The sequence below is a fragment of the Conexibacter stalactiti genome (assembly GCF_033542075.1).
Classification (GTDB): Bacteria; Actinomycetota; Thermoleophilia; order Solirubrobacterales; family Solirubrobacteraceae; genus Conexibacter; species Conexibacter stalactiti.
This window is the reverse complement of the sequence record NZ_JAWSTH010000038.1, coordinates 32,460-52,759: the sequence shown is the minus strand read 5'-3', so window position 1 is coordinate 52,759 and position 20,300 is coordinate 32,460. Positions and strand designations below refer to the sequence as shown.

The following is a 20,300-nucleotide window of genomic DNA, read 5'->3' as shown; positions in this document are numbered from 1 at the left end:
CGCTGGTGGCCGCCGCGCGGCGTGGCGAGCTGGCGGCCGCGCGCGCCGAGGCGCGCGCGCTGGCGCCGCTGGTGCGGGCGCTGTTCGCCGAGCCCAACCCGGCCGTGATCAAGGCGGCGCTGCACGCGCAGGGGCTGATCGCGACCGCCGACGTGCGGCTCCCGCTCGTGCGCGCGAGCGAGGACGCGGTGGCGCGGGCAGCTGACGTGCTCGCGCGCGTCGAGCCGGCGGAGGCCGCGCTCGCTCGCGCCGGCGAGACCCACCTGCGCAACGTCTTCGGCAAGCTCGGCGTCTCCTCGCGCGTCGCGGTCGCGGTCGCGGGCGAGCGCCACGCCGCGCGCTTCGCCGCCGAGCGCTGACGGCGCGGCCGCGCTGATCCCGGCACCTGCCCGCGCCGCATGACCGGCGCTTTGTTCATCCCCACGATGAACAAAGCGCCACTCCTCCGTGACGCACGGCGCGAAGGCCCACCCGCCCGCCCGCTCGCGCCCGCCGGCTCGCGCCTGCCCGCTTCCGCCTTGCCAATTGTTCGGAACACTGGGACACTGGAACGATGATCGAGCGGACGTCGGTGCCCGACCAGGTCTTCGCGCAGCTGCAGCAGGCGATCCTCGGCGGCCGCTACGCGCCCGGCGAGCAGCTGCCGACGCAGCGCGCGCTCGCCGCCGACCTCGGCGTGAACATGGCGACGGTGCGCGAGGCGCTGGGGCGGCTGGAGCAGCTGCGGCTGGTCGAGACACGTCACGGCAGCGGCACGCACGTGCGCGACTGGCGCCGCTCGGGCGGCCTCGACGCGCTCACGCTGCTGGGCGCCGGCAGCGCCGACCCCGCCGTCGGCGCCGCGCTGTTCGAGGCGCGCCGGCTGCTGCTCGCGGAGGCGGCGCGGCTGGCGGCGCAGCGGCGGACGGAGACGCAGGCGCGCACGCTTGCCGAGCTGGCCGACGCGCTCGCGACCGCCCCCGACGACGCGACCGCGCTGCTGGCCGACTGGTCGTTCATGGCCGCGCTCGTCGAGGCGGCCGGCAACCTCGTCTTCCAGCTGATCATGAACTCGGTGCGCGAGCTGTACCTGCCGCACGCCGACGCCTTCGCCGCGCTCGTCGCCGATCGTGGCGAGCTGCTGCCGCTGTACGCGCGCGTCGCCGCCGCGGTTGAGAGCGGCGACGGCGACGGAGCGGCCGCCGCGGTCGCCGAGCTGGCCGCCGCGCAGGAGCGGCGGATGGCGGGCGGGGCATGAGCACGCCCGACGGGAAGGCGCCAGTCGTCGGGGCGGGCGTCGTCGTCGCCGAGCCAGCGCCGGAGTCCCGCGCGCTCGCCGCGCGCGAGCGCTTCCTGCGCGCCGCGCCGCCGCTGCAGCGCAACGGCCTGCGGCTGCTGCTGGCGCTCAAGCGGCGGCCGCGCGGCGCGCAGCTGCTGGCGCACCTGCCGGCGGCCGACCAGGTCGCGCATGCGACGCTCGCGCTGCTGCGGTATGACGACCAGCGCGCGGCGGACACGCTCGGCTGGGATCCCGACGCCGTGGTCGCACGCGGGCGGGCGCTGCGGGAGCGGCGCGCGTGAGCCGCGGCACGTCGCTCGTCGCTGACGTCTGCGTGATCGGCGCGGGTGCGGGCGGCGCGGTCGTCGCGGCCGAGCTGGCGGAGGGCGGCGCGCGGGTCGTGCTGCTGGAGCAGGGCGCCCGCCACGACCCCGCCGACTTCACCGCGCACCCGCCGGAGATGCTCGCGCGGCTCTACCGCGACGGCGGGCAGACGGTGACGCTCGGCTCACCGCCGATCCTGCTGCCGCTCGGCCGCGGCCTCGGCGGCACGACGCTCGTCAACTCAGGCACCTGCTTCCGCACCCCGCCGCGCGTGCTCGACCGCTGGGTGCGCGAGTTCGGTCTCGACGGCCTCGACGCCGCCGCGCTCGCACCGGCCTTCGCGCGCGTCGAGCAGGCGCTCTCGATCGCGGAGGTGACGCCGGAGCTGGCCGGCCGCAACGCCGAGGTCGCGCGCCGCGGTGCCGCCGCACTCGGCTGGTCGCACGGATATCTGCGGCGAAATGCCGAGGGATGTGTGGGCTCGGGTGTATGCGCCTTCGGTTGCCCGACCGGCGCGAAGCGGGATACAGGCAGTACGTATGTGCCGCGCCTGGAGGCCGCGGGAGGGAGAGTGGTCACGCATGCCGACGTGCGGCGGATCGTCGTGGAGGACGGCCGCGTACGGCGGGTGGAGGCGCGCATCGGCGCGACTCGCCCCCGCACCCTCACCGTCGACGCCGACCGCGTCGTCGTCGCCTGCGGCACGATCCACACGCCGCTGCTGCTGGCGCGCAGCGGGATCGGCGGCGGCTCCGGGCAGCTCGGGCGCAACCTCTCGCTGCATCCCGCGACCGCCGGCTTCGCGCTGATGGACGAGGTCGTCGACATGGTCAGAGGCGTGCCGCAGAGCTTCTACGTCGACGAGTTCGCCGACGAGGGGATCGTCTTCGAAGGGGTCGCGGGGCCGCCCGCGTACGCCGCCGCCGCGCTGCCGCTCAGCGGCCGCAGACACGCTGAGGCGATGGCGCGCTACCGCAACCTCGCGCAGTTCGGGCTGATGGTCAGCGACAGCTCGCGCGGTCGCGTCCACGTCGTCGCGGGCCGGCCGCTGATCCGCTACGACCTCGGCGCCGCCGACCTCGCCAAGGTCCGCAGCGGCCTCGCGAAGCTCGAGCAGCTGTTCCTCGCCGCCGGCGCGCGCGAGGTCTACCTGCCGCTGCCCTCCGGCCGCCGGCCGCACGACGCCCGCCCGCGCGACCTCAAGCTGATGGCGTTCCACCCGCTCGGCACCGCGCGCGCCCATCGCGACCCGGCGCTCGGCGTCGTCGACGGCGACCTGCGCGTGCACGGCGTCGAGGGGCTCCACGTCGCTGACGGCGCGGTCGTGCCGAGCGCGCTCGGCGTCAATCCGCAGCTGACGATCATGGCGCTCGCGACGCGGCTCGCCTTCGCGCTGCTCGATCGCTCCGTGCCGACCGCAGAGCCCACCACCGAGGAGGCCGCATGTCGTTCCTGATCGATCCCGCGCTGCTGTACGCGGGCGGCAAGACCTACCGCGCGCTCACCAGCGATCAGCCGGCGGACGCGAAGAGAGACGCCGCCGTCGGCGTCGCCGCGATGGCGCTCTTCTGGGGCGTCTCGATCGGCCTCTACCGCGATCAGCGCTGGACGACCCCGGTCTGGAAGCTCTGCCGCGCCCGCAGCGGGCGCGACTGGATGCTCAACTCCGGCGTGCTGAGAATCGACGAGACGGCGGTCGGGCGGCCGACCCATCTCGTCGCCGCCGCGATCTTCGCCACCTACCCGCTCTGGCTGGCGCTCGGGATGCGCCGACGCAGCGCCTGAGCGCCGCGCCGCGCCGCGCCGCGCCGCCCGCGCGCCAGCGCCGCGCGCGCCCCTAACCCAGCACCAGCTCCGCGGCCGTCCGCACGGTCGCGGCGTCGCCGGCGATCAGCAGCGTCGTCACGATCGACTCGCGCCACGCCTCGAGGTCGTGCTTGATCTTGTCTCTCGGACCGATCAGCGACAGCGCCTCGATCAGCTCGCGCGGGATCGCGGCGCCGGCCTCGGCCTTCTTGCCCGACAGGTACAACTCCTGCACCTCGTCGACCATCGCCTCGTAGCCCATCCGGATCGCCACGTTGGCGTGGAAGTTTCTGCCCTTCGCGCCCATCCCGCCGAAGTAGAGGGCGTAGAAGGGGCGCAGCGCGTCGGCGGCCTGCTCGACGTCGTCGGTGACGATGAACGGGACGGTCGCGCAGACCTCGAAGTCGTCGTAGGAGCGGCGCGCGCCCTCGCGCGCGAAGCCCTCGTCGAGCGAGTCGCGGTACATCTGCTCGTGCTCGGGCGCGAACAGCATCGCGAACCAGCCGTCGCACAGCTCGGCGGCGAGCGCGATGTTCTTCGGCCCCTCGGCGCCGAGGTAGATCGGGATCTCTCTGCGCAGCGGGTGGATCGACGCCTTCAGCGGCTTCGCGAGGCCGGTGCCGCCCGGCCGCGGCAGGGGGTAGAAGGGGCCGTCGTTGGTGACCGGCGCCTCGCGCGCCCAGACGTCGCGGAGGATCCCGATGTACTCCCGCGTGCGCGCGAGCGGCTTCTCGAACGGCATCCCGTACCAGCCCTCGACGACCTGCGGGCCGGAGACGCCGAGGCCGAGCACGAAGCGGCCGCCGGAGAGGTGGTCGAGCGTCATCGCCGACATCGCGGTCATCGTCGGCTGGCGCGCGGAGATCTGCGTGATGCCGGTGCCGAGCTTGACGTTTCTCGTCTGCGCGCCCCACCAGGCCAGCGGGGTGAGGCCGTCGGAGCCGTACGCCTCGGCGGTCCAGATCGAGTCGAGGCCCAGCTCGTCGGCGGCCGCGATCGACTCGACCACGCCGTGCGGCGGGCCCGCCGCCCAGTAGCCGGTGTTGAGTCCGAGCTTCAGCTCTCCCGCCATCGTGCCCTCCTCGTGGTCATCGCCGCGCCGGACCGTACTCGACAGCGACTGGCCGAGTAGCCAGTCGCGTCTCAGCGCCGCGGCCAGACCTCGACGGCCGTCACCTGGATCTGCTTCTGGCGGTGGCTGCCGGGATAGACCGGCCCGGCGCCCGCCGCCCAGTCGCCGATCTTCGGATCGACCTTCGGCCGCAGGTCCTTGTTGACGTCGAGCACGCTGATCCCCGGCATCGTGATCGAGCCGCCCGCGAGGATCAGGTGCAGGTCGCCGTCGCCGTCGGGGTCGACCGACTCCAGCGCGATCACGCGCCCCGCCGCCGTCTTGCAGTTGCCGGCGTCGGCCGGGCAGGTCGGCGCCGGCGGCCGCTGCGCCGCCTCCCGCTCCGCCGCTCTCTCCCGCGGGGTCGGCGGCAGGTCGGCGGGGTGGGCGGGGACGGTTGAGCTGCCGGATCCGCCGGATCCGCCCGCGCCGCAGCCGGCGACCACGACGACGAGCGCGAGCGCGAGCAGGGGGAGAACGCGTCGGATCACCCCGCGACGGTAGCGCGCCGCGAGGTAGGCTCGCCCCATGGCCGGCAGAGCGACCCCGGCGACGCGCGCGGCGCAGCAGGCGCGCGTCGACCACAGACTGCACGAGTACACGCACGACCCGTCCGCCGACTCCTACGCGCTGGAGGCGGCCGAGGCGCTCGGGCTGGACGAAGAGCGCGTCTTCAAGACGCTCGTCGTCGACCGCGACGGCACGCTGACCGTCTGCATCGTCCCAGCCGGCGACACGCTCGACCTGCGCGCGCTCGGCAAGCGCGCCGCGATGGCGCCGACCGACCGCGCCGAGAAGGTCACCGGCTACGTCGCCGGCGGGATCTCGCCGCTCGGCCAGCGGCGCCCGCTGCCGACGCTGCTCGACGACTCCGCGCTCGCCTTCGAGACGATCTTCGTCTCGGCCGGCCGCCGCGGGCTGGAGATCGAGCTGGCCCCGGCCGACCTCGTCACGCTCACGAGAGCAGAGGTCAAGACGATCCGCCGCGGGGCGTAGCTGGCACACCTGCATCCCTGGCGTCAGCACGCCATGGTCGCCGTCGCCCGCGCGGGGTAGGTTCAGCAGGGCGTTGCAAGAGCAGCCCCGCCCATCCGCCCCTGCCTCCGCGCGAGACCCGCTCGCGTGGGGTGTCGCGCTGCTCGCGCTCGCCGGCTTCGCGGCCAGCCTGATCCTGTGGAGAAGCGGCGGCGGCAGCGTCGACGTCTCGTGGGCGAGCGAGCTGGACCTGCGCCTGCACTTCAGCTTCGACGGCCTCGGCGCGCTCTACGCGCTGCTGGCGACCGGCGTCGGCGCGGCCGTCTTCGCCTACGCCACCGCCTACCTGCCGCTGCACCTGGAGCACCAGCACCGCCCCGCGCGCGACCGCTGGCGCTTCTGGCCGTGGATGGGCCTCTTCACGCTCTCGATGGTCGGCCTCGCCACCGCCCAGGATCTGATCCTGCTGTTCGTGATGTTCGACATGACGGCGGTCTGCTCGTACTTCCTGATCGGCTTCGACCGTCAGGAGCGCGCCTCGCGCCTCGCCGCGCTGATGGCGCTGCTGGTGACCGGGATCGGCGCCGTCGCGATGCTGATCGGCGCGGTCATCCTCTACGCCGACCACGGCAGCTTCTCGATCCCCGAGCTGTCGCGCACGCTGCAGGCGAGCGGCGCCGCCAGCACGACGACGACCGTCGCGACCGCGCTGATCGCCGTCGCCGCGCTGACGAAGTCCGCGCAGGTGCCGCTGCACTTCTGGCTGCCGCGCGCGATGGCGGCGCCGACGCCGGTCTCCGCCTACCTGCACTCGGCCGCGATGGTCGCCGCCGGCGTGCTCGTGATCGGCCGCGTCTACCAGCTGATCGAGGTCAGCCAGGTCGTGCTCGACGGGCTGCTCGTCGTCGGCCTCCTCTCGATCGCGATCGGCGGCGCGATCTCGCTCACGCGCGACGGCTTCAAGCAGGTGCTCGCCTACTCGACGATCTCGCAGTACGGCTACGTCGTCGCGCTCTACGGGATCGGCGGCAGAGCGGGCGCCGGCGCCGCCGCCTTCTACGTCGTGGCGCACGCGCTCGCGAAGTCGGCGCTGTTCCTGACCGCCGGCGCGGTGACGATGGCGACCGGCGCCAGAAAGCTCTCGCAGGTCAGCGGGCTGTGGCGCGAGCTGCCCGCGCTGGCCGCCGCGAGCGCGGTCGCGGCGGCGACGCTCTCCGCGCTTCCGCTGACGATCGGCTTCTTCAAGGACGAGCTGTTCTTCCACGCCGCCGCCGGTCGCTCGACCGCGCTCGGGATCGCCGCCGTGGTCGCCGCCGGCCTCACCTTCGCGTACACGTGGCGCTTCTGGAGCGGCCTCTTCCTCGGCCCGCGCAGAGCGTGCGAGAAGGGCGCGAGCCAGCCGCTCGACCCGCTGCCGCTGCTGCTCGTCGCGCCGATCGCGGTGCTCGCGCTGCTCGCCTTCGTCGGCGGCTTGGTCACCGCGCCGTTCGCCGAGCTGGCCAGCGACGCCGCCGCCGCGACGCTCGGCCACCCCGCCGAGGTGCACGTCGCCTACCACCTCGACACGCGCACCGAGAACCTGATGGCGCTCGGCGCCTGGGCGCTCGGCGCGCTGCTGCTGGCGACGCCGCGCGCGTGGGGCGGGGCGGCGCGGGCACTCGCGCGCGCCGGCGACCGCGTCGGCCCCGCGCGCATCTACGAGTCCGGCCTCAACTTCCTCAACCACCTCTCGACCGCCTTCCACGACATCGAGGTGCGCGACCTCCGCAGCCGCGTCGCCGCCGTGCTCGTGCCGGGCGGGATCCTCGTCGCGCTCGGCTTCATCGCGACGCCGACGGCCGGCGCCTTCAGCGTCGGCCCGATCAGCGGCACCGACCTGCTCGTCGTCGCGATGCTGGCGCTCGTCGCGGTCGCGGCGATCGTCGTCACGAGCGCGCACGAGCACGTCGCGATCGTGCTCTCGCTCGCCGTCGTCGGCCTCGGTCTCGCGACCGTCTACGCGCTGCTCGGCGCGCCCGACGTCGCGCTCGTCGCGGTGCTCGTCGAGACGGTCGTGACGCTCGTCTTCCTCGCGATCGTCGCCTACGCGCCGCGCGGCGAGCGGCCGACCAGACGCGAGCTGGCAGGCGCCGCGTCGAGACCGCACCGCCGTCAGCACGAGAGCCGCCGCTGGCGCGACCCGCTGATCGGCGCGGTCGCCGGCTCCGCCGCCTTCCTCGTCGTGTGGGCGTCGCTGTCGCGGCCGGCCGCGACCGAGCGGGTCGTCAACGAGCAGGTCAGACTGACGCCCGAGGCGCACGGCCTCGACGTCGTGACGGTGATCCTGGCCGACTTCCGCGGCCTCGACACGATGGTCGAGATCACCGTGATCGCGGTCGCCGTCTTCGGCGTGATCGCGCTGCTGCGACGCGGGAGGACGTGGTGAGCATCCTCACCGAGACCGTCGCGCGGCTGCTGCTGGCGCCGTCGATCATCGTCGCCGCGGCGATCCTCGTGAAGGGCTACGTCGACGTCGGCGACGGCTTCAGCGCCGCCGTCGTCGTGACGCTCGCGATCGCGCTGCAGTACCTCGTGCTCGGCGCCAGACGGACCGAGGAGGAGATCCCGCTGCTGCGCCACGCGCCGCGCGTCGCGATCGCGGGGCTGCTGATCGCGCTCGCCTCGGGCTTCTTCCCGCTGCTGTTCGGCGACCCGCTCTTCAGCCACGCGCCCGGCCCCGGCGACAGAGTCGCGCACGTCGGCAGACTGGAGCTGATGACGCCGGTGCTGTTCGACGTCGGCGTCTTCATGCTCGTCGGCGGCGCCTTGATCGCGCTGATCCACCACCTCGCCGAGCCGCCGGAGCTTGAAGCCGAAGCCGACGCGGAAGCGGAGGCCGCCAGATGACGTTGATCTTCGCGCTCGCCGCCGCGATCGTCTTCGGCGCCGGCGCCTTCCTCGTGCTGACGAACGACCTCGTGCGCGTCGTCGCCGGGATGGTGCTGATCTCGCAGTCGGCGGTGCTGGTCGTGATCGCCTCCGGGCTGACGCGCGGCGACGCCCCGATCCTGCCGACCGGCGACAAGCAGCCGAGCGACCCGCTCGTGCAGGCGATGGCGCTGACGGCGATCGTGATCGGCCTCGCGGTGACTGCGCTGCTGCTGGCGATCGTCGCGCGCGTGCGCGCGACGCTGCGCTCGCTGGAGGTCAGAGAGCTGGCGCGCGACGAGGCCGAGCACACCGCCGACCTGGAGCAGTCGCTCGAGGAGATGTACGAGCGGCTCGAGTCGCCCGAGGAGAGAGAGGAGCAGTGACCGCGCTCGCGCTCGCGCTGCTGCTGCCGTGGGTCGTCGGCGTCCTGCTGCTGCTCGCCGACGGCAGACGAAAGCTGTTCGGCTGGGTCGCCGTCGGCGGCCTCGTCGCGAACCTCGCGGCGCTCGTCGTGCTGGCCGTGCAGGTGCTGCCCGACGGCTCGCGCACGATCGTCACGGGCGGCTGGGAGGGCGGCGTCGGGATCGTCCTCAGAGCCGACGCGCTCGGCGTCGTCTTCGCGCTGCTGTCGTCGTTCGTCGTGCTCGCCGCGCTCGTCCACGAGGTGCTCGACGGCGTCCGCTCGCGCACCTTCCCGGCGCTCGTCGTGCTCTTGGCGACCGGTCTCACCGGCCTCTTCCTGACCGGCGACGTCTTCAACTTCTACGTCTTCTTCGAGCTGGCGATGATCGCCGCCTACGTGCTGACCGCGTATGGCGACGACCGCCACCAGCTCGGCGCCGCGCTGATCTTCGCCGTCGTCAACCTCGTCGGCTCGTTCCTCTTCCTGATCGCCGTGGCGGCGACCTACCACGTCACCGGCACGCTCGCGATGGAGGACGTCGCGACGCGGATGGCCGACGTCGAGCCGAACGCCGCGATCCTGATCGCCGTCACCTTCTTCGTCGCCTTCGGCACCAAGCTCGGCCTCTTCCCGTTCCACTTCTGGCTGCCGGCCGTCTACGCCGGAACGCGCCCGGCGGTCGCCGCGATCCTCTCCGGCGCGCTCGCCAACATCGGCGCGTACGGGCTGCTGCGCTTCGGCGCCGGGCTGCTGCCGAACGAGCTGGAGCTGGGCTCGACGGTGCTGATCGTGATCGGCTCGATGTCGGTGATCTACGGCGCGCTGCTGGCGGTCAGCCGCCGCGACCCGGCGGAGATGCTCGCCTACTCGGCGATCGGCCAGGCCGGCTACGTGCTCGTCGCGCTCGGCGTCGGCGGCCCGATCGGGCTGGCGGCGGCGGTGTTGTACGCGATCCTCAACGCGCTCTCCAAGGCGCTGCTGTTCCTGTCGGGCGCGCTGCGCGGCGCGCTCGTCGCGGCCGCCTTCGCGGTCGGCGCGCTGTCGCTGGCGGGGATGCCGCCGACGGCCGGCTTCCTCGGCAAGCTCGCGCTCTTCCGCAGCGGCGTCGACCTCGGCAGCGTCGCGCTCGTCGTGCTGCTGTTCGTCGGCGGCGCGCTCTCGTTCGTCTACGCCTTCCAGCTCTACCAGCACGAGTTCTGGCGCGGTGGGCGCGTCCACGCCGGCACCGACGAGGCGCAGATCAACGCGACCGCCGACCTGCACCCGGCGAGCCCTGTCGCCGTGCGCGCGGTGAGCGTGGTCCTCGCGCTCGTCGTGCTGGGGCTGGGGATCTGGCCGGAGCCGCTGCTGTCGCTGTCGGCCGACGCCGCCGCCGTCCTGCACGGAGGAGCCCCACGGTGACCACCGGTCTCGGCTTCCGCCTGCTCGCGATCGTCGTGCTGCTGGCGATCTGGCTGCTGACGCTCAGCTCGCTCGCGTGGGGCGACCTGCTCGTCGGACTCGTGCTCGCGATCATGCTGGAGCTGGGCTGGCGCCGGCGCGTCGCGCGCGGCGGCACGATCGGGACCGCGGACGGCGAGCTGCAGCGGCCGCCGCTGCACCGCGCGCTGCTGGCGCTGCCCGCGCTGGTGGGTGCCGTGCTCGTCGACATCACGCGCGGCACGTGGGAGGTCGCGCAGTACTCGCTCGGCGTGCGCGAGGTCGAGCACGACGGGATCGTCGAGATCGAGCTGGAGGGGATCTCGGAAGAGGGCGTCGCGGCGTGGGCCTTCATCTCGACGATCTCGCCCGGCGAGCTGGTGCTCGACGTCGACGAGGAGCGCGGCGTGCTGGTGATCCACGCGCTCGACGCGAGCGACCCGGAGGCGATCCGCGCCCGCCACCACGACTTCTACGAGCGCTACCAGCGAAAGGTGATCCCGTGAAGGAGGCCCTCCGATGCCCGAGATCGTGATCGTCGTCGCGCTTGTCTGCGTCGTCGCGATGCTGGCCGTCGGCGCCGCCGTGCTGCTGCGCGCTCGCGACGTGCTGGAGCGCATCGTCGCGCTCGACCTGCTGACCGTCATCTGCGTGATGCTGCTGGCGCTGCTGAGCTACCTGCGCGAGGTCTCCTACTACCTCGACGCGGCGCTGGCGCTCGCCGCGCTGTCGTTCGTCGCGACGCTGGCGGCCGTCAAGTCCGACGGCGGCGGAGGGCCGTTCCGGTGATCGCGACGGTGCTCGAGGTGCTCGGCGTGGCGCTGATCGCGCTCGGGATCGCGACGACCGCGATCACCGTCTACGGCGTCGTGCGGATGAGAGGGCTGTACACGCGGCTGCAGGCGGCGAGCAAGGCGTCGATGCTCGGCGCGGTCGCGATCCTCGCCGCGTCGATCGGCACTCGCGACGGCGCGACGATCGCGCGCGCCGTCGTCGTCGCGCTGTTCCTGCTGCTGACGACGCCGGTCGCCGCCCACGCGATCGCGCAGGCGGCCTACCGCCGCGACCGCGAGGCTCAGACGGCCGGCGCCGGCAGCGGGCCGGCCGACGACTCCGCGCGCTGAGCGCCGCCCGCGGTCTGCGCCCCGAGCCGCCGCACGAAGAACAGCAACAGCAGGTCGACGAGCAGCCCGATCACGGCGCCGAACTGCGACTCGTAGAAGTCGAAGACGCGGCCGATCAGGATCGAGACGAGCAGCGCGCGCTCGAACCAGCGCACCGCCTCGTCCATTCCGCCGCGGCGGACGAGCACGATCCCGCGCGCGACCATCACGCCGGCGACGAAGCTGGCGGTGACGCTCGCGATGTTGGCGACGTGGAGGTTGCCGAAGCCGTCGCCGACGAAGCCGGGGTGGGCGCCGCCGAGGTCGACGACGAGCGCCAGCGCCAGCTCCGCGGCGGAGATGAACGACAGCAGCGCCCAGACGGCGAAGACGCATGTCAGGACGGTGGGGAAGGAGGGGCGGGCGGTGAAGCGGTGGACGGCCGCGCTGGCGCGCCGCACTTGGCGCTCGACGCGGCTCGGCGGCGGCGCCGGGATCGTCTCGATCTCCTCCAGCAGCCGGCGCACCGGCGCGACCAGCGGGTCGGCCGGATCGGAGCGGTCGAGCAGCTCGAGCGCGCGGGCGCGGGTGCGGTCGTCGAACGGGTGGCGGGTCGCCTCGCCGGCCAGCTCGATCGCGTTCGCGAGGCTCTCGCGCGGCGTCAGCAGGCCGCGGTTCTGGATCCAGCGCGCGAGCAGGAAGAGGCCGACGAAGATCAGGTAGATCAGCGCCGCGGCCGGTTGGTAGAAGTAGTTGTTGTCGGACGTGACGAACTTGCCCAGCTCGTCGATGAAGAAGCCGAAGCCGACGCCGCCGATGATCGCGACGCGCCGTTTGACCGGCCGGCCGAGGAAGGTCACCGAGAGGCCGATCGCGACGAGCATGAAGAGGCCGCCCCACAGCAGGTGGGCGATGTGCAGCCCGTGGCCGCCGAGCTGCGGGTAGTTCGTCAGCCACAGCTGCGTGCGGATCACCAGCACGGTCGCGACGGCGGTGATCAGCAGCGTCTCGTGCAGCGGGCCGAAGTCGCTGGAGCGCAGGAGGGGGCCGGAGAGGCGTTGGAGGCGGGAGGGGGCTGACATCTCTGCCGGGAGATCGGCAGATCGGGGCGCGAGCTTCAGTCCTGCATCGGCGCGGCGGGCCAGTCGAGCCCGCGCAGCAGCTCGATCGCGGCCGTGAGATGCTCGCGCGGCGGCCGCTGCGGCTGCACGTGCACGAGTTTGCGGGCCGATCCGATCGCGCCCATGAAGGCGCCGGCGAGCAGCTCGGCATGCTGCTGATCGGCGCCGCGCTCGCGCAGGAAGTCGGCGACGGCGGCGTGATGGTCGGCGATCAGCGCCTCGTCGCGCCGCTGCAGCTCCGGCTCGCGTTCGAGCAGCTTCAGCATCTCGCCGCGGTCGCCGGTCGTGTCGCCGGTGTCGCCGGCGTCTGGGCCGAGCAGTCCCAGCAGCGCGTCGACCAGCGCGTCGAGCGCGGGCCGTTGCGGCGGCTGCTCGGCGAGCAGGCGGCGGAAGCGGCCCAGCTCCTCCGCGTGGCGGTGGAAGACGAGGTCCTCCTTGCGCGGGAAGTGGCGGAAGACGGTGCGCGGGGCGACGCCGGCCTCGGCGGCGACCTGTTCGACCGAGGTGCGCGCATAGCCGTACGTGAGGAAGAGGCGGCGCGCGGCGGCGACGATCTCCGCGCGAGCGCGGGCTCTGTTGCGGTCACGCAGCGTCGGGCGTGTGGCGGCCACGCGCGAAGGGTAGTGCGTAGGACCAACGCGTAAGATGTCAGTCACTGCCATTTCGACAGTCGGAGCCTTTTCACCGTCATGTTCGCCCAGCGGATCGTCACCGGCCGCCGCTCGAAGTTCCTCGTCACCTTCCTCTGCATCCTGATCGCGGGCGGGCTCGCCTCGCAGTCGGGCAAGCTGGAGGAGGTCCAGAAGAGCGACACGGCCGACTTCCTGCCCGGCGAGGCCGAGTCGGTCGCGGCGCTGGAGGCGGCGCGCCAGTTCCCCTCCGGCGACGTCAGCCCGGCGGTCGTCGTGGTCGCGCGCGAGGGCGGGCTGACGGCCACCGACCGAGAGGCGGTCGCGCGGCTGCGCGAGCAGGCCGGCGGGGGCGGCGAGGGCGCGCTCGACCTCCCGCTCGCGGTCGACAGGCTCCCGCCCGCGACCTTCTCCGACGACGGCGCAGCGGCGCTGCTGGCGATCCCGCTGAGAGCGACCGACGGCGACGCGGTCGCGGAGGCGGTCACGCGGCTGCGGGACGAGCTGGCCGTCAGCTCGCCCGCCGGGCTCGCCACGGCGGTGACCGGCCCGGCCGGCTTCACGACCGACCTGAAGGAGGTGTTCGCCGGGGCCGACACGCGCCTGCTGGCGATCACCGGCCTGCTCGTGCTGGTGCTGCTGATCGTGATCTACAGATCGCCGATCTTCTGGCTGGTGCCGTTCTTCACCGTGCTGTTGACCGAGGGCGCCAGCCGCGGGATGGCGGCGCTGCTGGGGGAGGCGGGGCTGACGATCAACGGCCAGAACGCGGGGATCCTGTCGGTGCTCGTCTTCGGCGCCGCGACCGACTACGCGCTGCTGCTGGTCGCGCGCTACCGCGAGGAGCTGCGGCGCGAGGAGGACGCGGGCGCCGCGATGCGCGCCGCGCTGAGGGGAGCCGCGCCGGCGATCCTCGCCTCCGGCGGGACCGTGATCGCCGGCCTGCTGACGCTCGTGCTCGCCGACGTCGACTCGACCGCCTCGATCGGCCCGCTCGGCGCGGTCGGCGTCGCGCTCGCGCTGGTGCTCAGCCTCACGGTGCTGCCCGCGACGCTCGTGATCGCGGGGCGGCGAGCGTTCTGGCCGTACGTGCCGCAGGTGGTCGCGGGCGCCGCGCGCGCGGACGCCGACGTGCCCGCCAACGACGCGGACGACCCCGGCGCCCACCGCGCCTGGCACGCGCTCGGCCGCCGCATCGCCGCCCGCCCGCGGCGGCTGTGGCTCGGCGCGACCGCCGTCCTCGCCGTGCTCGCGCTCGGCCTGACGGGAATGGACACCTCGCTGACGCAGGAGCAGCAGCTGCGCGGCAACCCCGAGGCGGTCGCGGGGCAGGCGCTGCTCGGCGACCACTTCCCGGCCGGGTCGTCGGCGCCCGCGAGCGTGATCGTGCCGGCCGGCGGCGATGCCGCCGCCGTCAGAGCCGCGATCGAGGACGCGCCGGACGACGTCGCGGCCGGCGTGCAGCGCGTCGAGGAGGGCGAGCCGGGCACGCAGATCAGCGTCGTGCTCGCGAGCGATCCCTTCTCGGAGGAGGCGGTCGCGGCGATCCCGCGGCTGCGCGGGCTCGTCCACGAAGCCGCGCCCGGCGCGCTCGTCGGCGGTCAGACGGCGCAGTCGTTCGACCTGCGCGAGGCGGCCGAGCGCGACAACCTCGTGATCCCGCCGCTGACGCTGCTGGTCGTCTTCGTCGTGCTCGTCGCGCTGCTGCGCGCGGTCGTGGCGCCGCTGCTGCTGCTCGCCGCGACCGCGCTCTCCGCGGCCGCCGCGCTCGGTGCAGGCGTGCTGATCTTCGAGCACGTGCTCGACCTGCCGGCGGTCGATCCGGCGCTGCCGCTGCTGGCCTTCGTCTTCCTCGTCGCGCTCGGGATCGACTACACGATCTTCCTGATGGCGCGGGCGCGCGAGGAGACGCGGCGGCGCGGCACCCGCCGCGGCGTGCTGGCGGCGCTGGCGGTCACCGGCGGCGTCATCACCAGCGCCGGCGTCGTGCTCGCCGGCACCTTCTCCGCGCTGGCGGTGCTGCCGCTCGTCGTCCTGACCGAGCTGGGCACCGTCGTCGCGTTCGGCGTCCTGCTCGACACGCTCTTGGTCCGCTCCGTCCTCGTCCCCGCGCTCGTCCACGACGTCGGCCCGCGCGTCTGGTGGCCCTCCCGCCTCGCGCGGGAGCGCGGCGAGGGCGAGCGCCGCTAAGCCGCCAGCAGATCCTGCGCTGGCGCGGCGGCTCTCGGCAGCTCGCGGATCCCGAACGCGGCGCTGAGCGGCAGCGGCATGCCGAAGTGGTGGCCCTGCACGAGGTCGACGCCCAGCTCGCGCAGCAGCGCGTGGGTCTCGGCGTCGCCGACCTGCTCGGCGATCGCGGTGCGGCCGAGGCCGTGGACGACCTTCACGGCCGACTCGACGAGCAGGCGGTCGGCGGGGTTGCGGGCGCAGTGCTCGACCAGCTCGCCGTCGAGCTTGAGCGCGTCGAACGGCAGGTGCTTGAGGTAGTAGAGCGAGCCGAGGCCGGCGCCGAAGTCGTCGATCGCGAACTGGCAGCCGAGACCCTGCACGTGCTGGGCGAAGGTGCGTGCGAGCTGCACGTCGGCGACGGCGGCCGTCTCGGGGATCTCGAACAGCAGGTTGCTCGGCTCGACGCCGGTGCGGCGCAGCTCGCCGGCGATCAGCGCAAGCAGCGTCGCGTCGCCGAGCGAGCGGCCGGATATGTTGATCTCCAGGCGGGTTGCGGCACCGCGCTGCTCCAGCTCGGCGAGCAGCGCGATCGCGTTGCGCACGACCCACTGGTCGATCGCCACGATCAGCCCGTCGCGCTCTGCGATCGAGAGGAAGGCGGCCGGCGGGATCAGGGTCCCGTGCGGGCCGGTCATGCGCAGCAGCAGCTCGTGCTGGACGGTCGCTCCGCTGCGCGCGTCGAGCACCGGCTGGGCGACGAGCGCGAAGCGGTCGTGCGCGAGCGCGTCGACGATCCGGTCGCGCCAGGTGGTGCGCGTGCGGGCGCGGGCGGCGGCGTGCTCGTCGGCGGCGAAGAAGGCGAAGCCGTCGCCGCCGGCGTCCTTCGCGTCGTACATCGCCAGGTCGGCGTCGACCATCGCGCCCTCGGCGGTCAGCTCGCCGTGCTCGTCGAGCACGGTCACGCCGACGGAGATCGTGACCGCCTCGGCGCGCTCGCCGGCGGGGTCGGCCTGCGCGCGGACGGCCTCGACCAGTCTGCGCGCGACTATCGCGGCCTCTCTGCGGTCGGCCTTCGGCAGCAGCACGGCGAACTCGTCGCCGCCGAGGCGGGCGAGCGTGTCGGTCGTGCGCAGGCGGCGCCGCAGGACGCGCGCGACGCTCGTGATGACGCGGTCGCCGGTCGAGTGGCCGTAGGCGTCGTTGACCTGCTTGAAGCGGTCGACGTCGAGCATGATGACGGCGCCCTCGCTGCCGTAGCGCTGCGCCTGCGCGACGTGGCGCTCCAGCTCCTGCTCGAAGCGGCGGCGGTTCAGCAGCCCGGTCAGCGGATCGTGGTCGGCCATGTGCTGCAGGTGGGCCTCCGCGCGCTTGCGCTCGGTGATGTCGAGCACCTGCAGCAGCACCCGCGCGCCGCGGCCGTCGGGGCTGCGCAGCGCGGCGGCGTGGACGGCGGCCGGCACGACCTGGCCGGTCGCGTGGACGCAGCGCAGCTCGGTCTCCAGGCCGCCGCGCTCGCCGGCGCGCAGCTGCGCCAGCGCCTCGCGCAGGACGGCGACGTCCTCGGGGTGGACGAGCTGCGTCAGCGGCCGCCCGATCAGCTCCTTCGGCGTGAAGCCGACGATCTGGCCGAGCGCGTGGTTCGCGTCGGCGAAGCGGTCCTCGCGATCGACGACGGCGTTGCCGATCGGAGCGGTGTCGAAGATCGTCCGCAAGTTGGCCTCGGCGCGGCGCACGGCGCGCTTGTGAAGCCGGAACGCGACCACGATGGCCGCCGCCGCGGAGAGTGCGAGGAGCAACACGAGGGGGATCACGACCTCAGACATCGGTCCACTTCGCTGGCGCTTGAACCGTGGATGTGCCATTTCATCCCGATTCAAACCGGTCGTGGCGCGAGGGCGCTCAGAAACGCGGTCGTTCGCGGTCGGGCGTGATCGAAATAGATGCGAGAACGGGGTCCGCTTAGACTCGTTCGCAATGGATCCGGTTCCGCTTCCGATCGCCGGCGCGCCGCTGCCGGAGCGCGCCGACGCCGCCCGCAACCGCCGCCGCATCCTCGCCGCGGCCGAGGCGCTGTTCGACGCGCGCGGGGTCGGCAACGTGACGATGGCCGAGGTCGCCGCCGCGGCCGGCGTCGGCAAGGCGACCGTCTTCCGCCGCTTCGGCGACAAGGCGACGCTGCTCGACCAGCTGCTCGGCGAACGTGAGCGCGAGCTGCAGGAGGCGCTGCTGAGCGGCCCGCCGCCGCTCGGTCCCGGCGCCCCGCCGCAGCAGCGGCTGACCGCCTTCGTCACCGCGCTGGCCGCCTTCTGCGAGCGCCATCGCCACGTGCTGCTCGCCTCGGAGATCTCCAGACCGGGCGCCCGCTACATGACCGGCTCCTACGTCGCCTGGCAGCAGCACGTCGCGCTGCTGCTGGCGCAGGCGCGCCCCGACCTCGCCGACCCCGAGCTGCTCGCCGACCTGCTGCTGGCGCCGTTCGCCGGCGAGCTGGTGACGCACCTGCGCGACGGCCGCGGGATCCCGTTCGCGCGCTACGAGGCGGCGTTGCGCGCGCTCGTGGGAGCGGTCTCGCCCGGCGCCGCCGCGCCCGCGGGCGGAGCAGCGTGAAAATGTCGGAGCTGACGCGCCTGACCGCGCAGCTCGGCGACTGGCGGCAGCGGCCGGGCGCGCTCGTCGAGCGGCTCGCCGACGCGCTTGCCGCGGTGATCGAGCGCGGCGGCCTCGATGGCGTGCGGCTGCCGGCCGAGCGACGGCTCGCGAGCGAGCTGGGCGTCAGCCGCGCGACCGTCGTGCACGCCTACGCGCGCCTGCGCGAGCGCCGCCTCGTCCTCTCGCGCGAGCGCTCCGGGACGGTCGTGCGGTCAGTCGGCCGGCGCGGCCGCGCGCCCGGCACGCAGCTGCCGCAGTTGCACCGGCTGCTGGCGCCCGACGCCGAGCGCGTCGACCTCGCCGTCGCCGCGCCGCCGCTCGACGAGCTGGTCGCCGGTATCGCCGTCGAGCTGGGGGAGGCGGCCGAGCTCGTCCAGCCGCACGGCTACGACCCGCAGGGGATGCCGGCGCTGCGCGAGGCGATCGCGGAGCGGCTGACGCGCGACGGCCTCGACGCGCGCGCCGACGAGGTCCTGATCACCTCCGGCGCGCACGAGGCGCTCAACCTGATCACGGCGCTGTTCGTCGGCCGCAGCCAGCCGGTCGCCGTCGACGCGCCGACCTACCCGGGGGCGCTCGAGCTGTTCGAGCGCGCCGGCGGCCGGCCGCTGACGGTCGCCGGCGACGCCGCCGGCATGCGCGCCGACGCGCTCGCCGCGCTGCTCGACAGACAGGTCGTCGCGCTGCTCTACCTGATGCCCGGCTGCCACAGTCCGACCGGCCGCTCGATCGCGCTCGGCCGTCGCCCGGCGCTGCTGGAGCTGGCCGCCCGTCACGACCTGCTGGTGGTCGAGGACGCCGCGCTCGACAAGCTGCGCTTCGACGGCCCGCTGCCGTCGCTGCGGGCGCTGGCGCCCGAGCGCGTGCTGCGCGTCGGCTCGCTCGACAAGCTCGCGTGGGCGGGGCTGCGCGTCGGCTGGGTGTGCGGGCCGCGCGCGACGATCGCGCGGCTGGCGGCGCTGAAGGCGGCGCGCGATCTCGGCAGCGGGATCCTCGGTCAGCTCGCCGCGCTGCGGCTGCTGCGCGACGTCGACACGCTGCGCGTCGCGCGGGTCGAGCAGGCCCGCGCGCGGATGGAGCACCTGCGCGGGGAGCTGGCCGCGCGGATCCCGGCGTGGCGGATCGACAGGCCGCAGGGCGGCTGGTCGCTGTGGGCGGAACTGCCGCCCGATGCCGGCGTCGACGGCGACGCGCTGACGGCCGCCGCCGCCCGCCACGGCGTCGACGTCGCCGCCGGCTCCGCCCACGTCGCCGGCAGAGAGCGCGTCAGCGCGATCCGCATCGCCTACCCGGCCCCGGAGCCGCTGTTGACCAAGGGCGCGGAGCGGTTGGCGGCGGCCTGGGCCGAGCTGGCCCCCTGAACACCGTGAAGTTGCTGGTCCCACAGACCAGCAACTTCACGGTGTTCGCTCAGCGCACGACGTCCAGCCACCCGGCGAAGCGCTCATCGCGCCCGTGGACGGCGTCGTCGTAGGCGGTCTGCACGGCCTGCGTGACCGGCCCGCGCGAACCGCTTCCGATCGCCCGGCCGTCGACCTCGCGCACCGGCGTGATCTCGGCGGCGGTGCCGGTCATGAACAGCTCGTCGGCGAGGTACAGCTCTCCCCGCGTCAGCGCCCGCTCGGCGACCGGCAGGCCGAGCACGCCGGCCAGCTCCAGGACCGCCAGCCGCGTGATCCCGCCGAGCGCGCCGCTCGACAGAGGCGGCGTCAGCAGCACGCCGTCCTTGACGAGGAAGAGGTTCTCGCCCGAGCCCTCCGCCAGCAGCCCGTTCTCGTCGAGCAGGATCGCCTCGTCGAAGCCCAGCTCCTCCGCCTCGACCCGCGCAAGCACCGAGTTGAGGTAGTGGGCGGTCGCCTTCGCGCCCGGCAGGTGGGTGCCGTGGCCGATCCGCCGCCACGAGGAGATCTTCGCGCGGATGCCGCGCGTCATCGCCTCCTCGCCGAGGTAGGCGCCCCAGCCCCACGTCGCGATCGCGACCTCGACGGGTGAGTTTCTCGGCGAGACGCCCATCGCGCCGGAGCCGCGGAACGCGATCGTGCGCACGTACGACTCGGCGAGCCCGCTCGAGGCGATCAGCGTCCGCGTCGCGTCGACCAGCTCGTCGACGGAGAACGGCAGCTCCATCCCGTACAGCTTCGCCGAGTCGCGCAGCCGCTCGTGGTGGGCGCGGTGGTGGACGAGCACGGGACCGGACGAGGTCGCGTACGCGCGCAGGCTGTCGAATACCCCGGTGCCGTAGTGGAGGCCGTGGGTCAGCACGTGCACGTTCGCCTCGGCCCAGGGCACGAAGCGACCGCTCATCCAGATCTGCTCGGTCGGTTGCATGGAACGACGGTATGCGCGCGGGGCGGGTCACCAACGGTCCAACGGGCCGGTCGTGGACCGCCGTCACAGAGCAGATCTATGCACGTGCAACAATC

General features: G+C 74.0%; 22 protein-coding genes. 16 read left to right on the top strand and 6 right to left on the bottom strand.

What is annotated here, in order from left to right; all coding sequences use genetic code 11:
* The 5 genes from R7226_RS15340 to R7226_RS15320 all read left to right on the top strand — a co-directional run.
* A partial coding sequence (locus R7226_RS15340; RefSeq protein ID WP_318598058.1) for a dihydrodipicolinate synthase family protein occupies positions 1-359 on the top strand: 359 nt, incomplete at its 5' end.
* Between the two features lie 194 nt (positions 360-553).
* Positions 554-1,237, top strand: a complete 684-nt coding sequence (locus tag R7226_RS15335) for a FadR/GntR family transcriptional regulator (protein ID WP_318598057.1) — start codon at positions 554-556, stop codon at positions 1,235-1,237.
* The gene (locus tag R7226_RS15330) at positions 1,234-1,560 is read left to right on the top strand and encodes a hypothetical protein (protein ID WP_318598056.1); all 327 of its coding nucleotides are present in this window, start codon (positions 1,234-1,236) and stop codon (positions 1,558-1,560) included. Before R7226_RS15335 ends, R7226_RS15330 begins: the two co-directional genes overlap by 4 nt.
* Positions 1,557-3,038 carry a GMC family oxidoreductase gene (locus R7226_RS15325; RefSeq protein WP_318598055.1) on the top strand — a complete coding sequence of 494 codons (1,482 nt, stop codon included), beginning with the start codon at positions 1,557-1,559 and terminating at the stop codon, positions 3,036-3,038. The genes R7226_RS15330 and R7226_RS15325 overlap by 4 nt, the downstream gene beginning before the upstream one ends.
* Positions 3,026-3,367 carry a hypothetical protein gene (locus R7226_RS15320; RefSeq protein ID WP_318598054.1) on the top strand — a complete coding sequence of 114 codons (342 nt, stop codon included), beginning with the start codon at positions 3,026-3,028 and terminating at the stop codon, positions 3,365-3,367. Before R7226_RS15325 ends, R7226_RS15320 begins: the two co-directional genes overlap by 13 nt.
* Before the next feature lie 52 nt (positions 3,368-3,419).
* Here the strand turns inward: R7226_RS15320 and R7226_RS15315 are convergent, their stop codons facing one another.
* The gene (locus tag R7226_RS15315) at positions 3,420-4,448 is read right to left on the bottom strand and encodes an LLM class F420-dependent oxidoreductase (RefSeq protein WP_404827854.1); all 1,029 of its coding nucleotides are present in this window, start codon (positions 4,446-4,448) and stop codon (positions 3,420-3,422) included.
* Between the two features lie 83 nt (positions 4,449-4,531).
* Positions 4,532-4,990 carry a hypothetical protein gene (locus tag R7226_RS15310; protein WP_318598052.1) on the bottom strand — a complete coding sequence of 153 codons (459 nt, stop codon included), beginning with the start codon at positions 4,988-4,990 and terminating at the stop codon, positions 4,532-4,534.
* Positions 4,991-5,027: 37 nt separating this feature from the next.
* Here R7226_RS15310 and ybaK point away from each other — a divergent pair, with 37 nt between their 5' ends.
* From ybaK to mnhG, 8 genes are all read left to right on the top strand, one after another.
* Complete coding sequence (gene ybaK / locus R7226_RS15305) at positions 5,028-5,495, top strand: Cys-tRNA(Pro) deacylase (RefSeq protein WP_318598051.1); 468 nt, start codon at positions 5,028-5,030, stop codon at positions 5,493-5,495.
* Between the two features lie 73 nt (positions 5,496-5,568).
* The gene (gene mbhE / locus R7226_RS15300) at positions 5,569-7,899 is read left to right on the top strand and encodes a hydrogen gas-evolving membrane-bound hydrogenase subunit E (protein ID WP_318598050.1); all 2,331 of its coding nucleotides are present in this window, start codon (positions 5,569-5,571) and stop codon (positions 7,897-7,899) included.
* Entirely contained in the window at positions 7,896-8,360 is a 465-nt protein-coding gene (locus R7226_RS15295) for an MnhB domain-containing protein (protein ID WP_318598049.1), read from the top strand. The genes mbhE and R7226_RS15295 overlap by 4 nt, the downstream gene beginning before the upstream one ends.
* Positions 8,357-8,767, top strand: coding sequence for a sodium:proton antiporter (locus R7226_RS15290; RefSeq protein WP_318598047.1), 411 nt, complete (start codon positions 8,357-8,359; stop codon positions 8,765-8,767). The genes R7226_RS15295 and R7226_RS15290 overlap by 4 nt, the downstream gene beginning before the upstream one ends.
* Complete coding sequence (locus R7226_RS15285; RefSeq protein WP_318598046.1) at positions 8,764-10,188, top strand: complex I subunit 5 family protein; 1,425 nt, start codon at positions 8,764-8,766, stop codon at positions 10,186-10,188. The genes R7226_RS15290 and R7226_RS15285 overlap by 4 nt, the downstream gene beginning before the upstream one ends.
* Positions 10,185-10,712, top strand: a complete 528-nt coding sequence (locus R7226_RS15280) for a Na+/H+ antiporter subunit E (RefSeq protein ID WP_318598045.1) — start codon at positions 10,185-10,187, stop codon at positions 10,710-10,712. Before R7226_RS15285 ends, R7226_RS15280 begins: the two co-directional genes overlap by 4 nt.
* Before the next feature lie 13 nt (positions 10,713-10,725).
* Positions 10,726-10,995 carry a monovalent cation/H+ antiporter complex subunit F gene (locus R7226_RS15275; protein ID WP_318598044.1) on the top strand — a complete coding sequence of 90 codons (270 nt, stop codon included), beginning with the start codon at positions 10,726-10,728 and terminating at the stop codon, positions 10,993-10,995.
* Positions 10,992-11,330, top strand: coding sequence for a monovalent cation/H(+) antiporter subunit G (mnhG, locus tag R7226_RS15270; RefSeq protein ID WP_318598043.1), 339 nt, complete (start codon positions 10,992-10,994; stop codon positions 11,328-11,330). The genes R7226_RS15275 and mnhG overlap by 4 nt, the downstream gene beginning before the upstream one ends.
* Here the strand turns inward: mnhG and R7226_RS15265 are convergent.
* Complete coding sequence (locus tag R7226_RS15265) at positions 11,282-12,391, bottom strand: hypothetical protein (protein WP_318598042.1); 1,110 nt, start codon at positions 12,389-12,391, stop codon at positions 11,282-11,284. The two genes, mnhG and R7226_RS15265, sit on opposite strands and share 49 nt — an antisense overlap.
* 35 nt (positions 12,392-12,426) lie before the next feature.
* Positions 12,427-13,041 carry a TetR/AcrR family transcriptional regulator gene (locus R7226_RS15260; protein WP_318598041.1) on the bottom strand — a complete coding sequence of 205 codons (615 nt, stop codon included), beginning with the start codon at positions 13,039-13,041 and terminating at the stop codon, positions 12,427-12,429.
* A gap of 78 nt (positions 13,042-13,119) precedes the next feature.
* On the opposite strand from R7226_RS15260, the gene R7226_RS15255 reads away from it, so the two are divergent.
* The gene (locus R7226_RS15255) at positions 13,120-15,249 is read left to right on the top strand and encodes an MMPL family transporter (RefSeq protein WP_318598040.1); all 2,130 of its coding nucleotides are present in this window, start codon (positions 13,120-13,122) and stop codon (positions 15,247-15,249) included.
* On the opposite strand, the gene R7226_RS15250 is transcribed toward R7226_RS15255, so the two are convergent.
* The gene (locus R7226_RS15250; RefSeq protein ID WP_318598039.1) at positions 15,246-17,027 is read right to left on the bottom strand and encodes a putative bifunctional diguanylate cyclase/phosphodiesterase; all 1,782 of its coding nucleotides are present in this window, start codon (positions 17,025-17,027) and stop codon (positions 15,246-15,248) included. The two genes, R7226_RS15255 and R7226_RS15250, sit on opposite strands and share 4 nt — an antisense overlap.
* A gap of 175 nt (positions 17,028-17,202) precedes the next feature.
* Here R7226_RS15250 and R7226_RS15245 point away from each other — a divergent pair, with 175 nt between their 5' ends.
* Positions 17,203-17,835: a TetR/AcrR family transcriptional regulator gene (locus tag R7226_RS15245; RefSeq protein ID WP_318598038.1), complete on the top strand. Its 633-nt coding sequence runs from the start codon at positions 17,203-17,205 to the stop codon at positions 17,833-17,835.
* Positions 17,836-17,837: 2 nt separating this feature from the next.
* Positions 17,838-19,238 carry an aminotransferase-like domain-containing protein gene (locus R7226_RS15240; protein WP_318598037.1) on the top strand — a complete coding sequence of 467 codons (1,401 nt, stop codon included), beginning with the start codon at positions 17,838-17,840 and terminating at the stop codon, positions 19,236-19,238.
* 49 nt (positions 19,239-19,287) lie between these two features.
* Here the strand turns inward: R7226_RS15240 and R7226_RS15235 are convergent, their stop codons facing one another.
* A complete protein-coding gene (locus R7226_RS15235; RefSeq protein WP_318598035.1) occupies positions 19,288-20,205 on the bottom strand; it encodes a branched-chain amino acid transaminase in 918 nt (305 codons plus the stop codon).
* Between the last annotated feature and the right edge of the window lie 95 nt (positions 20,206-20,300).

What these genes read in the sequence shown, in the direction of transcription:
- R7226_RS15335 (WP_318598057.1), top strand. Translation starts at nt 554, where the DNA reads ATGATCGAGCGGACGTCGGTGCCCGACCAGGTCTTCGCGCAGCTGCAG.
- R7226_RS15330 (WP_318598056.1), top strand. Translation starts at nt 1,234, where the DNA reads ATGAGCACGCCCGACGGGAAGGCGCCAGTCGTCGGGGCGGGCGTCGTC.
- R7226_RS15320 (WP_318598054.1), top strand. Translation starts at nt 3,026, where the DNA reads ATGTCGTTCCTGATCGATCCCGCGCTGCTGTACGCGGGCGGCAAGACC.
- ybaK (WP_318598051.1), top strand. Translation starts at nt 5,028, where the DNA reads ATGGCCGGCAGAGCGACCCCGGCGACGCGCGCGGCGCAGCAGGCGCGC.
- R7226_RS15290 (WP_318598047.1), top strand. Translation starts at nt 8,357, where the DNA reads ATGACGTTGATCTTCGCGCTCGCCGCCGCGATCGTCTTCGGCGCCGGC.
- R7226_RS15275 (WP_318598044.1), top strand. Translation starts at nt 10,726, where the DNA reads ATGCCCGAGATCGTGATCGTCGTCGCGCTTGTCTGCGTCGTCGCGATG.
- R7226_RS15265 (WP_318598042.1), bottom strand. Translation starts at nt 12,391, where the DNA reads ATGTCAGCCCCCTCCCGCCTCCAACGCCTCTCCGGCCCCCTCCTGCGC.
- R7226_RS15255 (WP_318598040.1), top strand. Translation starts at nt 13,120, where the DNA reads ATGTTCGCCCAGCGGATCGTCACCGGCCGCCGCTCGAAGTTCCTCGTC.
- R7226_RS15245 (WP_318598038.1), top strand. Translation starts at nt 17,203, where the DNA reads ATGGATCCGGTTCCGCTTCCGATCGCCGGCGCGCCGCTGCCGGAGCGC.
- R7226_RS15240 (WP_318598037.1), top strand. Translation starts at nt 17,838, where the DNA reads ATGTCGGAGCTGACGCGCCTGACCGCGCAGCTCGGCGACTGGCGGCAG.
- R7226_RS15235 (WP_318598035.1), bottom strand. Translation starts at nt 20,205, where the DNA reads ATGCAACCGACCGAGCAGATCTGGATGAGCGGTCGCTTCGTGCCCTGG.